14 protein-coding genes and 1 pseudogene are annotated in these 11,841 nt (G+C 39.9%); 9 read left to right on the top strand and 6 right to left on the bottom strand.

What is annotated here, in order from left to right:
- Positions 1 to 28 precede the first annotated feature (28 nt).
- From AACU25_RS34165 to AACU25_RS34190, 6 genes and pseudogenes are all read left to right on the top strand, one after another.
- Positions 29 to 175, top strand: a pseudogene (locus AACU25_RS34165) (ISAs1 family transposase); the annotation flags it as partial.
- A gap of 112 nt (positions 176 to 287) precedes the next feature.
- Positions 288 to 1,490, top strand: a complete 1,203-nt coding sequence (locus AACU25_RS34170; protein ID WP_096583309.1) for an AIPR family protein — start codon at positions 288 to 290, stop codon at positions 1,488 to 1,490.
- A 497-nt stretch (positions 1,491 to 1,987) separates the two neighbouring features.
- Positions 1,988 to 2,404 carry a XisH family protein gene (locus AACU25_RS34175; RefSeq protein WP_096583311.1) on the top strand — a complete coding sequence of 139 codons (417 nt, stop codon included), beginning with the start codon at positions 1,988 to 1,990 and terminating at the stop codon, positions 2,402 to 2,404.
- Positions 2,392 to 2,727, top strand: a complete 336-nt coding sequence (locus AACU25_RS34180; RefSeq protein ID WP_096583313.1) for a XisI protein — start codon at positions 2,392 to 2,394, stop codon at positions 2,725 to 2,727. Before AACU25_RS34175 ends, AACU25_RS34180 begins: the two co-directional genes overlap by 13 nt.
- A 769-nt stretch (positions 2,728 to 3,496) precedes the next feature.
- Complete coding sequence (locus tag AACU25_RS34185) at positions 3,497 to 3,694, top strand: DUF2811 domain-containing protein (RefSeq protein ID WP_096583315.1); 198 nt, start codon at positions 3,497 to 3,499, stop codon at positions 3,692 to 3,694.
- A 58-nt stretch (positions 3,695 to 3,752) separates the two neighbouring features.
- Positions 3,753 to 4,121 carry a calcium-binding protein gene (locus AACU25_RS34190; protein ID WP_096583317.1) on the top strand — a complete coding sequence of 123 codons (369 nt, stop codon included), beginning with the start codon at positions 3,753 to 3,755 and terminating at the stop codon, positions 4,119 to 4,121.
- 34 nt (positions 4,122 to 4,155) lie between these two features.
- Here the strand turns inward: AACU25_RS34190 and AACU25_RS34195 are convergent, their stop codons facing one another.
- Positions 4,156 to 5,082: a hypothetical protein gene (locus AACU25_RS34195; RefSeq protein ID WP_321206862.1), complete on the bottom strand. Its 927-nt coding sequence runs from the start codon at positions 5,080 to 5,082 to the stop codon at positions 4,156 to 4,158.
- 422 nt (positions 5,083 to 5,504) lie between these two features.
- Between AACU25_RS34195 and AACU25_RS34200 the strand changes: the two genes are divergently transcribed.
- Entirely contained in the window at positions 5,505 to 5,729 is a 225-nt protein-coding gene (locus AACU25_RS34200; RefSeq protein WP_190445994.1) for a hypothetical protein, read from the top strand.
- 46 nt (positions 5,730 to 5,775) lie between these two features.
- Entirely contained in the window at positions 5,776 to 6,318 is a 543-nt protein-coding gene (locus AACU25_RS34205; protein WP_096583321.1) for a heavy metal-binding domain-containing protein, read from the top strand.
- Positions 6,319 to 7,193: 875 nt separating this feature from the next.
- Here AACU25_RS34205 and AACU25_RS34210 read toward each other — a convergent pair.
- Positions 7,194 to 7,391 carry a ribbon-helix-helix domain-containing protein gene (locus tag AACU25_RS34210; protein ID WP_096583322.1) on the bottom strand — a complete coding sequence of 66 codons (198 nt, stop codon included), beginning with the start codon at positions 7,389 to 7,391 and terminating at the stop codon, positions 7,194 to 7,196.
- Positions 7,392 to 7,700: 309 nt separating this feature from the next.
- Between AACU25_RS34210 and AACU25_RS34215 the strand changes: the two genes are divergently transcribed.
- Positions 7,701 to 8,453: an antirestriction protein ArdA gene (locus AACU25_RS34215; RefSeq protein ID WP_096583324.1), complete on the top strand. Its 753-nt coding sequence runs from the start codon at positions 7,701 to 7,703 to the stop codon at positions 8,451 to 8,453.
- A gap of 73 nt (positions 8,454 to 8,526) precedes the next feature.
- Here the strand turns inward: AACU25_RS34215 and AACU25_RS34220 are convergent, their stop codons facing one another.
- From AACU25_RS34220 to AACU25_RS34235, 4 genes are all read right to left on the bottom strand, one after another.
- Positions 8,527 to 8,778, bottom strand: coding sequence for a hypothetical protein (locus AACU25_RS34220; protein WP_321206863.1), 252 nt, complete (start codon positions 8,776 to 8,778; stop codon positions 8,527 to 8,529).
- Positions 8,779 to 9,264: 486 nt separating this feature from the next.
- Positions 9,265 to 10,098, bottom strand: a complete 834-nt coding sequence (locus AACU25_RS34225; RefSeq protein WP_096583330.1) for a hypothetical protein — start codon at positions 10,096 to 10,098, stop codon at positions 9,265 to 9,267.
- A 41-nt stretch (positions 10,099 to 10,139) separates the two neighbouring features.
- Positions 10,140 to 10,625 (bottom strand): hypothetical protein, encoded by a 486-nt coding sequence (locus AACU25_RS34230; RefSeq protein ID WP_096583332.1) that lies wholly within the window; start codon positions 10,623 to 10,625, stop codon positions 10,140 to 10,142.
- A gap of 2 nt (positions 10,626 to 10,627) precedes the next feature.
- Positions 10,628 to 11,755 (bottom strand): ParM/StbA family protein, encoded by a 1,128-nt coding sequence (locus AACU25_RS34235; protein ID WP_321206864.1) that lies wholly within the window; start codon positions 11,753 to 11,755, stop codon positions 10,628 to 10,630.
- Between the last annotated feature and the right edge of the window lie 86 nt (positions 11,756 to 11,841).

An 11,841-nucleotide genomic window follows, 5' to 3' on the forward strand; every position in this document is an offset into this window, starting at 1 on the left:
CATTGAAACCAACAACCGCCTTTGGGATGGCACTATCATCACCATTGATGCAATGGGAACACAAACCGAAATTGCCAAACAGATTATCACCGAAAAAGCCGATTATGTCCCTGCGCTTAAAGCCAACCATTCGACTCTCTATTCTCAAGTCAAAGAATCGTTTGACAAAGCGCAAGCACAACAGTTGCGATCGCTTTGAGCACAAAGAATGAAATTTCTTTCGTGCCATTTGATTCTGAATTTTGTATTCTTCTTGAAGAGCACCTGCAAACTCATACAAGAAGACTATGCCAAAAATTTGGGCTTTGAAAGTAGATCAGTTTTTCAATGCAAATTCTAACTGCATTGTCGCTACCGCCCATGTAGATACCTTTCCCACTGACCTTCCATTAGAGCCCAATATCAGAGAACCTAACCGCAAAAGTTCCACTTACAGACAAATCTACGACTCATTGACCACTGAACCTGAAAAATTCTTTGAGCGGCATGGCGGAATCGTGCTGTGTGCAAATAAGGTTAAGCCTAACAGTAAAAAGACACAGCTAGAGTTAGAAATCCTTGAGGCACAAGAAGGTGGTAGCGATGGCATCATTAACGGGGGGCATACGGTTTTGGCTTTTCAACAGGCCAGAGGCTACAACTTTGACCTCTCGAAAGCCAGGGTTAAAGTTACCATTCATATTGGCTTAAGCGAGGATGAAGCAAAAGATATCGCCTTAGCATCTAATACATCTGCCCCTGTAGATGCGCGCTCAAAGGTCAATGCCAGGGGTGATTATAAATTCATTAAACAGTTTTTAGCGCAACTAGAGCGTGACCAAGAAACAAAATTCCGCATTGCCTATTACCAAAACCAAAGCGGTGCACCCAAAAGTCCGCAATGCAACGTCAACCATTTGATTAAGTTGATGAATTGCCTGGACAGAAACAAATACAACCCAGACAGCAAGAGTAGAACCAAACACCCACCTGTCAGTAATACACCGTCCTTGAGTGAAGCGGAAAGACAAAGACTATCGAAATTACTGCCGCTACTGCCAAAAGCATTGTGGATTGAACAACAATTATTTAAGACTATTGAGGAACATATCACCAAGCCCAGAAAAAAAGGAATCATTGACTTAGCCTCAATTGACCCACGCAAGAATACGCTCTTGCCAGATAGCCGATATTCTTTTGGGTTTAGCGCGCCTGCTGATATTGCTATGCCCATTGTTGCTGCTTATCGGGTGTTTTTGGACGAGCAGTACAATTGGATTATTCCTTTTGATGAGTTCGCTCTTGATTTCCTTCAACATCTGTGGACTAACTATTACAGGAAATACTTGGTGTCAGAAAAATTAGCTGGGAATACAGTTGGGACTAAAATCTGCCGCAATCCGGTAATTTGGGATAACCTTTATGTTTCAGCACAAAGCTACTTGAATCAGCACTTGATCAAGATGGTTGGCTCAAACACCAAGCGCGAAGATTTGAAACTAGTGAATTGATTACTATGGTGGAAAGCGTATTGTTAGACTTCGATTGCAAAATGCGCTTTCCAAAAAAGCATCACCATAACTGGTATTACTCATAAAAGCGATCACTACTATCAAGCTAGAGTATTTAGGATTCTGACATCTATCTACTGCGAATTCAATTAAAGTTTTGATTAATTCCAGCAGATTCGATGTTTATGAGGTACAGCAACTGAATCAAATTCAAAGTTTAACAAGTATCCCTAAAATTAGTGTACCTCCCTTATCTCAAAAGTGCTGTATGTGCGTAATAAACCAATGCAATTGCATTTACAGTAAAGGTTGAATTAGAAATGCGATCACTTTGCAGTACGGGTTAAATTAAAAGTGCAATTTGCTCCCGTTTTGTGAGATGTGTAGGCGTATCCCATCGTAGACATCGCTTGATAAGTTAGGTAGGAGCCAATAGTACTTTGCACACCTTAACGATGAGGTAGAATGGTAATACTCTCAGATAAATAAATTAAGTTATGTCAGCAAAGGATAAATTTCACGATATTGTGAGATTAGCTTTGGAAAAAGACAGGTGGAATATTACAAACGACCCTCTGTATATTGATTTTGGTCAAGTTCAGATGCGTATCGATTTGGGAGCAGAGAAGTTACTTGCAGCAGAAAAGGAAGGTGAAAAAATCGCTGTTGAAATCAAAAGTTTTCTAAATCCATCAGCTATCACTGATTTTCATCTGGCTCTGGGACAATTCCTTAACTATCGTACTGCTCTGAGAGAGAAAGAACCAGAGCGTCACCTATATTTAGCTGTTGATCTAGAAACTTATAATGATTTTTTTACGCTTCCATTTATACAACTTCAAATTCAGGAATTTCAATTAAAGCTAGTGATTTACGATACTGAAACTGAGGAGATAGTAAGATGGATAAGTTAGAAAAATATAGGGAATACATACAGCAACTTTTGACAAAATATGGTAGTTATAAACCTTCTTATGGCGATGTAGAAGTAGAACAAATATTTGATACTGTACGCGACCATTATCAACTTGTTAATGTAGGCTGGGAAAATAAACGTCGTGTGTATGGTTGTTCAATACACATCGATATCAAGAATGAAAAAGTTTGGATTCAGTGGAATGGAACCGAGATAAATATTGCGGAAGAGCTAGTTTTAATGGGAGTTCCAAAACAAGACATTGTTATCGGATTTCATTCACCTTATAAAAGACAATTTACAGATTTTGCTGTAGGTTAGCAAGTAATAAATAAAAAAGCTATAGGCACAGTTTTGTGAATGTAGTTTATGAAGCTAAATACAGTCGGATACAGACATTAAGTTGATGGTGTGTGTGCCTTGAGTATGTCAAGTGCATTTTCTGTAACTCTTGGAGAATTAATAGCTTTATTCATGGGCGTTGCCTCCCTCTAGTTGCTCAACAGCTTTGCATTACTTCTATTTGAGTGGCATCTGTGCTATGACTTACGCGCTCGTGCAAAAAGCAGATACAGCAATTTTTCTAGGAACCTTTGAATACTGCCTAGTTTATTTTTCTCAAATTCTAATGTGCAATTAAATTTTTGTAAATCTTAATATTAACTGGGCTTTTCCAGATTAATTCCACAGCTTTTCCACAATTATTTCCGCAGTTTTCCACAAAGAGTTTACAAGCTCATAGGCTTTTGTTACTTGGCTGGGGATTTCATCTTCTTAGCGTTCAGCCTGGTTATTTACTGAGTTCTAATTAAGTAACGTAACAAAAATCTGTCTCTAACTCTGATTCTGTCGTAAATATTTATTTATTCTGTACTTGTACTTAATATTTCGTAGCATTGACAAACCTACCCTCTCTAGTTGCACAATAATTCGACTAGCTTGTATCGTTCCTTGAACTCGTAGAACAAACTGTATAAATTTATCCAAAATTTGACACAGTTTGTTCAGTAGTGAAAGAATGATTTGCTTTTGCTAGAAATTCTCATTGTGTCAACGACCCAACACTCTTGGGGTCTCTTGGAGGTTTTAGATGAACGCAACTGTTAGCATCTTCACCGAAATTCCCTCACCCCTGCATGAGTGTCTGCAAGACTACTTGCAGCAGCATCCTGATTGGGATGAGAACCGCTTATTAACGGCGGCTGTGTCTCTGTTTCTGCTACAAAATGCTGATAGCGATCGCCTTGTTGCTCAAGTTTATCTTGATGCTTTGTTTCAACGTCCTTAAATCAGCATCAATTGCACTGTATTGTAAATGTTTAAATTTATCGGGATAAACACAACCCATGTCACAGGTAGAACGAGACGAAGAGCGAGAAGAACGTATTGATATGGAAGCCGTTGTTGATGCTTACGATGAAGAAGAACGCGCAATGGGTTGGTACTATTATCTGGAAGACAGAATTAGTTTTCCCTTTGCAGCAAAATGGATTAGCCGTAAGCGTCCACAAGGAAGGGATGTTGAAGCCATAGAGATGTCCCCAGAGGATGAGTGTTTGCACGATATGTTTGTAGAAGTGCGTTATCACGAAGGAGACATTGACGATATTTTTTCTGCACGCCTGTCAGAAATCAACCCTATTGAGGTGGATGAGGAAACCACCCAAGCGATCGCTGACTGGCATTATTGGATTGCAAGAGGATACGAATTTTAGCTCAAACAGCAAGAAGCTGCATTGATTTTAGTGGTCAAAGTGCCAACAATCTAGCTTTTTTCAGCCGAGAGAGTAAACCTGAACGGCTACTGTAATCCTTTTGTATTTGTTGAATGCTGGCTTGAAATTCATCTAACGCTCCTTGATGTTCCGCCAAGTCTCGCAAATCAACAAGATATGCAACTGCTTGTTCATAAGGTTTTGATTGCTTCAGTTCGATTAGCTTGTATACTTCCAACCACACTTGCTCTTCTTTCAAAGCCAGTGCTTCTAATTTAAGGATTTTCTCCTGTTGTACTCTCAGGAATTCCTGTTTATTGCGGCGTTCATTTTGCTCTTGAGCACCTGCCAATAATTCTGCTAAAGAGCGTCTAGTAATCTTATCATTACCAGAATTTTTTGGATTTTTAAATATTGCTCTTAGTCTCTTAATAAGCTGAAGCTTAACATTAGGTTCATCCCTAATTACTTTGAGTAGAAAGTCATTTTTCTCCTCTGATGACAAAGCACCAATCCATTCTTCTATTGGTTCAACTTCATCTTGTTGCGAAACACTTTCTTCTGTTGCAAACGCTATCAGATCTCGGTCGATATCAAAAAATTCTACAAAAGCTTCTAAATAGATGGGTAGTTGATTCAAGTTAGCAGGTACAGGTGGTTCAAGCAACTCCTCTTGCTCTTCATAGATAGAGATGGAAGTAGCTTTTAGCCAAGCAAGGTATAAAACTCTAAAATCTCCCTGTAAAATGTCATCTCGAATCTGCAATAACCTAGTTAACCATCCTTCACCTTCTATCCAAGTTCGATATTCTTCATCATCAATATTGATATCTAAGATTATATAGCTTGAGTTTGTAAATACTGTAATTTGCTCGGGTATACAGTAAGGCTCAAAAATTGATGGATCAATGACCGATTTTGGTAGACGAAATACTAATTGTCTAGTACCCCAATTCGCCATATACAACATCATGTCAAAGCACTTTTCTAGAAGCTCTTTAGGTTCGCCTCGAAAATCTCCATAGCTATAAGTAAAAATTGCACTTCTTGATGTTAGCTGTACACGGCTAGAAAAGCTACTAATGTAAGTTTGTTCTGATGTATTTAATGGTCGCTCTAATGCTTGAAACTCTTAATATTGATATTCACTCATTATCTTTTTGACTTTGGGGATGCTGATTAATTACAAAAGCTTACCGCAAAATTAATTTACTTCAATCCCACCAATAACTAACAATAACTCCATCACTGGCAGTTTCAAGGTGCCTGAAGGAACTTTAGCCTTTGCAACCTGGTAGTTCCGGTTGGTCAGTTGGCTCTGTCCCAAAGCCAATACGCTTCATAGGGCATTAGTACCCTGCATTTTTGTTTGGTTTAGGTGCGGTGACAGCAGTTACCCTCTGCTTTGATGATTATCACTACCAAATCAACCGCGATCGCTATGGAAGTATAAGAGCTAAAGTCATGAAAATAGTAGGCGGTGTCAAAATTAAAACTACTGAAGTATCAGTTACAGAATGGAGTCAAGCAGTAGCAGCAGCATTAGTGCAAGTATCATCTCGCAATACCGAGATGCGCACCGCTTTAAGTAAGTTTATTTTGGGCTAACAGTTCTACATAAATTTCCCACATCAATGAAATTGGACTGCTATGTATGGGATTATTCGCAAAACTCACTAACCAGATTTGGACTGCTACTAAGTTGGGAGTAGGTTCTATATCTCGACAGAGTTCTTCAGTTCCTAAAGCGGGGTTTACCATTCCTACTCATCGGGTCAAACAACACAAAGATATTGATAAAAAGTCTGGCAAATCTTTCTTTACAAGCGATTTAACTACCAATGAATATTTACTCACCCGTGAAACAGGTTGTGAACCTGTGGGTTTGGTGATAGGAACTAGCTTTTATAAAGTCGGATTTTATGGTTATTTTTGGGGCTATCGTAACCAAACCGGAGAGGTAGCTGCTTTAACTCAAGCGCAACTAGCAGCACGAGAACTGACTGTGAGTAGAATGCAAGCAGAAGCGGCGATGTTAGGCGCTCATGGCATTATTGGAGTACGTCTGCATCAGCGTCGTCAAGTTTGGGGTGTGGGGATGGTGGAATTTACAGCGATTGGGACTGCTATTCGCATACCTAACCGTCCACCCACAAATAAACCTTTTACCAGCGACTTGAGTGGACAGGAATTTTGACAACTACGTCAAGCTGGTTATTGGCCAAAAGGCTTAGTTTTTGGTGCTTGTTCTTATTATGTGCATAGCGATCGCACTACTCGCGCTTTAATGAATAACTCTGCTTGGAATCTTTTATTTGGTCAAGGTAGGCGTAACCAAGAATTAACCCAGTTTACTCAAGGCTTTCAAGATGCCTGAGAATTAGCGATGATGCGACTTGCAACCCAAATCAGTCAATTGTCGGCTAAAGGTGCAGTCGGAATGCACATCGAAAAAAGCGAAGAAATTATTACCTGTATTAGCGCCACCTAGTCCTAAGCATTAGGATTTTGCTGCAAGATTTGCTGTTACGAGCTCAGCTAAGCCATTCCACACTAATATTTAAAATCACCAATTTTCAATAAAAAATCACTTAGACAGCTATTTTTCACAGAGCACTTGCAGAACTTTTAGATCTACTAAAAGCAGTCAGCAGTAACTAACTAATCGGCTCGATCTCTGATGGGGGTCAACTTCTGTGACTAAAATTAAAATTGCCTTGTGATAATTTCAAGACTTTGGTTTACCTTTTTGAGCTATTGCTAGCCCTTTGTTCCCCCGGTTGTAGCAAGTGGCGTGCTACTTCTTAGACTTTCTACTATTAAGTCGATTATAGCGTTTCTCAATCTAGTGAGGTACGTTTTTGAAGCTGATTGTTTTGATATAAAAGGTTCGTGTGTACTTCAGTTGCCTGGGAAACGCTATAAGTTATATTTCTCTTTAACGGTAAAACTATGGTTAGGGTTCAATATTCCCTTGGTTGTCTATAAAGAAATACTTAATACCAACCACTAGAGTTATGACTTGGAACAACAACGGGAAGCAACGCGATCGCTCAATAGCAAAATTTACAATTAATCTTCCTTTTGAGCTTCCGCTTGTTCCTTAGCCACAGCAAGAGCAATAGCCTGTCGTAGCCATTCAGAACGGTTGGGCTTGTTACGCACATAAGCATCTAATTCCTCTGGCAACAGTACAGATATAGGTTTTGCACCAGATTTTACTCCTACTCCTTTTGATTGAAAGCGAGTAGCAATATCGTTTCTTTCCATAGTAATTAGCCTTTTGCTATAAGTCTATCTTAGCAAAACCCGTATATATACGGCAATACATTAATTATTTTAATCATTTAATAGAGGCGAAAATATTGAAATGCCCATATATATATGGGATAATAAAAGAGTGGGAGATAGGAAATGGAGCGCCAAAAAGACTCTCGGCAACGGAACCGATACCGAAGCGTGAAGTTTTAAGATGTAGCGCTAAATCCAAAACTCTTACATACACAACAGAAAAAGCACCCCCGACGACCAATCTAAAGGTGCTTCTTCTGAGTTTTAATACCAGAAGGATTCTAACACATGAATTTACTTTCTAACACCCTAATATTTCACTCAGAACAAGATGCTCAATTAGTTGCCCAACAAGTTTACAACTGCCATCTTGAAGGTAATCTTTTAATCTGTCCAATTCGAGAACAGAGGGCAGTAGATTTAGCAATCAATTTAGCAGGTGTTGCCTTACCAATAGTTGAAGGTGCAAGCTGTTTACTTCCTTTCCCCAAGCATGAGCGTGAGTGTCAAGATGACGATGCACCACAGATTTATGCAGCCTGTTTATCTGCGTACAATAACGGGAAATTACACGGAATGTGGATCGACTGTACACAAGATGCTTCAGACATTCAAGAGGACATTGAATGGATGTTATCATGGTCGCCCTGTCGTAATTATGAAGCCTGTGAAGAATGGGCAATACATGCTTTTCAAAACTGGTATGGTATTCATCTTGGAGAATACGAAAGCATAGAAAAACTAGCCGAACTTGCTCAAATTTTATCAGAGCATGGTTCAGCCTATGCAGCTTATTATGAATATGACAGTAGTGAGGCTAGCGTAGAGGATTTTCAAGAACATTATTGGGGTGAGTACGAAAGCGAAGAAGACTTTGTTTATGACCAATTAGAACAACAGGGATTGATTAAAAATTTAGAAGACATGGGTATTCCTAGCTTCTATCTTAATTGGTCAGCAATAGCCCGTGATTGGTTTATTGACTCTTACTATTCAGTAGAAGAAAGCTACAACAAAGTCTACGTTTTTAGCCGTCACTAATAAACAAAAATGACCAGAGGGAAATCAAAAATCCCTCTGGGGTCAATATATGAATTGATAAATTAGAAATAAACTAATCCAAAATATCAATCTCTTCATCCTCTTGTTCAGGACAGAGCCGCAGTTGCAAAGCATCCACTAGAAACTCACCAACTTTTAGCCAATCAATTTCGTTTAGGTCTATTTCTGGAAGTGGGTAATTTTTTAGAATGTTGCCACAGCTAGTCCAGTCATCCCAAGTGCCTTCAGCCAAGTAGTCAAGTTCTTCATTCGTAATGAAGTGAGTATCAATATCCAGTTGAACTCTCTCCTTAATTTCTGTCAAAACTGACAGAGACCGCTTGTTTTTTTTGATGATGTTTGCAAACCAGCTAATAACTTTAGTGGATACATGACCAATTCTCAATAGGTATTGTTCAGTTTTTTTGGCGTGTTTCTTGTTGAGGAATAGGAGGAATAATCACTGTTGTTTTATCCAAGCGGAAAAAATAGCAGTAACTTGTCAGACTTGGACAAGCAATCACAGATGGATAATTAACCCCCAAGCCAAAACCTAAGAAAGCGAAGATGCTAAACGAAGTCAGATAAAATAACCAACCTGACCACCCTGAAGTCATCCAGCGCGCATAGTAAATTAGATTAACTTTGAATTCCTGAGAGCGCTGACGACGTAGTTTTGCTTGCTTATGTTCAGCCTCAATCCATTGCTGAGATTCATTGAGCTTGGTTAAGGCTATTTCTGTGGCCCTCTTTTTGGCTTTTTCCTCAATAATTTTGTGTGCTTTGACCTCAATAGTCCGCTTTTCCTCATCTAAGAGGATGTTGACCCATTCTCCGATGTCGGTGGCAAGCTCATCAAAGGCAACTGATGCGGGAATGTTGGGGAAGTTGGCTTTTTTCCCATGATCCTAGCTTTAAAAGCATCCCGTAGTTGCTGCCATTCCTGTTGAAATTGTGGCGATTTCATCTCCTCAATTAAGGACTGCAAATACAACTTGGGCAAACCAGCCATATCACCCTTAGCTTTCTGTCGCACCATTTCCCTAATTAACTCTCGCTCCTCTTCCCCCAGTAAAGCTGTAGTCTCTCCTAGTTGTTGCAGAAGCTCATTTGTATCTACATCCTCAAATTGTGTAGGGTTATCGGTAGTTACCCCAAAATGTTGTGCCACTTCCTCAACGGATTTGTTTTGCTTTTTAATTAAATCGCAAGCTTCGAGAAAGCGTAAGCACTCGGCTTGGTTATATTCATCCTGGTCTTGGAGTCCACAAGACAGCAAAATCTCCAGAGATTCCGAGAGCGTAATTCTTGTGCCTACTCGCTCCTTGGCTAATGCCAGTAATTGAGAAATATCCTTTGGTTCAGTGTCTGCATATGGCTCATCTGACTGGGCTTCATCTGAGCCAGCAGAATTTTTTTGTCTCTTAGGTTTTGGCAGAACTTTAGTTGCAACAGCATCACGCTGCTTTAACGCTTCTATCACCTCAGAGTCAGTTTTACCCTGCTCAATTAATTTACGACATTCGCGGAAGCAGTCAGCTTCATCCTCTGTATATTGTTCTTTTTGGGTAATACCACACAGAGACAAAGTTCTGATGATTTCTTCTGGTGTAATGCTATTAGAAAGTTCTGACTGACGATACATAAAAGAATTCCTTAATCAAAATGAAGTGAAATTGCGTTGTGCTATCGAGGTTTCAACGGATTAAACCATTCTTGTTCTTCAGAAGGACTGTCCACAGGCTCCTCATTTTGTTGCAGAGTAGTTATATCTGCGTGGTTATCGTGTAATTGATTACTCACCACTGACTGCTCAGACTGAGTTGTTGATAATTGACCCAGATGGCTGTTTGCAGGTAGGGAATCAATTAAATCATCTGCCACACTCCCATTACCTCCTGCCAGCATTTCTTGCAAATACTGCTGGTGAAGTTTCAAGCGATATATACAATCTTTAATGCTTTGTTCTAGATTCTCCTTAGCCACCTGACCAGCAGCGCGATAGGCTAATGGTAGCCAATAACTCATCAGTGCAATCATCGCCATATCCTTGGAAGGATAGAGAGTAGCTTTGGAGTTAAGATAGTTCAGTAAGATAGCTTCTGAACTATCTCTTAAAGTTCTGGTGCGGAGACGAAATTCCAAATCTTCTAGCATGGTGTTATTTTCCATAGTTACGTGTCTGCTAGAGCATGAGAAGGTGAATAAGTCACCTGATTTTGCAAATATCGAAATAATCCGTAAACATCAGTTACACGAAGAATGAGCGCATCTTTGTGGGGAGGTAAGTTAAATGCTAGACGCACATCCTCTTCTAATTCAGCTGCCCAGGAAATTTTGGTATGGGCAAAAAAGGCTTTTAGCTCGTTACTTAAATATTGAGATGTACCGCCGCCAACGATCACCTGATCAACGTTGGCAGGAACATGACTTTTAAGCCAATCTGATACCTTCGCCCAGTATTCCTTTCGTGCCATAGTCGCCACTTCAATAATTTGTGTGACTTCCTCGGCTCTGAATTCAGCTTTCTTACTCCTGGCTAAAGATTTAAAGTATTTAGCTTTAGGGGTAGCTCCTGAAAGATGAATCGCCAATAGTAAATCTTGTAGATTCTGCCCAGAGGTGCGGTTTTTAATTTTTTCTAGCATCCAAGCCAAACCCAAACTAGCTGATGAGCCAGAAGATAATCCGCGCTCAAACCTAACGGCGGAGATATCCCGAAAGCCGAACATCAACACAACTATACTCAACTGATTAAAATTCGCCCCCAGTTTTTTGCTTCGGGTCAGTATCAGCCCCCCACCTTCGGGCATACATTCAAAGCATTCGAGATTTATAGAAAACTGCTGACCACGAAAGGAGAAGTTAGACAATGCCGCAGTTAAACCCCTTTCCAATCGCTCTCTATCTTCCCATTCCCCATAAGGCAACAACAGTGCTAATGATAAACAAAAGCTAGTTCCTAATCCCAACTTCGTGGCGATCGCTCCTACGGCGGCTAACACTTTGGGGATGGCATTTTCATACTTGAGTTCAGACAACTTGACCTGAGCCTCAAAATGCTTTTGTGCCAGAAATCCTACTGCATAATATTCCGAGTCAAATTCTACCCAAGCTTCATTTTCTGGATTAGGGCTATTGAGCCTACCTGACTCGTACAGGTCAATTGATTCTTTAGCAATGGCAATTAACTCTGGTTCCATACAAAATAATTCTGGCGGCTTGTATGGCATAGAATCAAGGACACGGTAAATCATTTTAGTCATGGAAGAACCAGGGTCAAGACTGAGCAATAAATTCACTGCCAGCTACCTCTTTGTTTTGTGACTATTAATTGCGAAATCCTGCTAATAAAGAATTAGGCACGATTTTTCAAGGGTTTCGATGC

This window comes from Tolypothrix tenuis PCC 7101, from assembly GCF_963874875.1.
Lineage (GTDB): Bacteria > Cyanobacteriota > Cyanobacteriia > Cyanobacteriales > Nostocaceae > Aulosira > Aulosira tenue.

What these genes read in the sequence shown, in the direction of transcription:
- AACU25_RS34190 (WP_096583317.1), top strand. Translation starts at nt 3,753, where the DNA reads ATGTCACAGGTAGAACGAGACGAAGAGCGAGAAGAACGTATTGATATG.
- AACU25_RS34170 (WP_096583309.1), top strand. Translation starts at nt 288, where the DNA reads ATGCCAAAAATTTGGGCTTTGAAAGTAGATCAGTTTTTCAATGCAAAT.
- AACU25_RS34175 (WP_096583311.1), top strand. Translation starts at nt 1,988, where the DNA reads ATGTCAGCAAAGGATAAATTTCACGATATTGTGAGATTAGCTTTGGAA.
- AACU25_RS34195 (WP_321206862.1), bottom strand. Translation starts at nt 5,082, where the DNA reads ATGGCGAATTGGGGTACTAGACAATTAGTATTTCGTCTACCAAAATCG.
- AACU25_RS34205 (WP_096583321.1), top strand. Translation starts at nt 5,776, where the DNA reads ATGGGATTATTCGCAAAACTCACTAACCAGATTTGGACTGCTACTAAG.
- AACU25_RS34215 (WP_096583324.1), top strand. Translation starts at nt 7,701, where the DNA reads ATGAATTTACTTTCTAACACCCTAATATTTCACTCAGAACAAGATGCT.
- AACU25_RS34185 (WP_096583315.1), top strand. Translation starts at nt 3,497, where the DNA reads ATGAACGCAACTGTTAGCATCTTCACCGAAATTCCCTCACCCCTGCAT.
- AACU25_RS34225 (WP_096583330.1), bottom strand. Translation starts at nt 10,098, where the DNA reads ATGTATCGTCAGTCAGAACTTTCTAATAGCATTACACCAGAAGAAATC.
- AACU25_RS34230 (WP_096583332.1), bottom strand. Translation starts at nt 10,625, where the DNA reads ATGGAAAATAACACCATGCTAGAAGATTTGGAATTTCGTCTCCGCACC.
- AACU25_RS34210 (WP_096583322.1), bottom strand. Translation starts at nt 7,391, where the DNA reads ATGGAAAGAAACGATATTGCTACTCGCTTTCAATCAAAAGGAGTAGGA.
- AACU25_RS34180 (WP_096583313.1), top strand. Translation starts at nt 2,392, where the DNA reads ATGGATAAGTTAGAAAAATATAGGGAATACATACAGCAACTTTTGACA.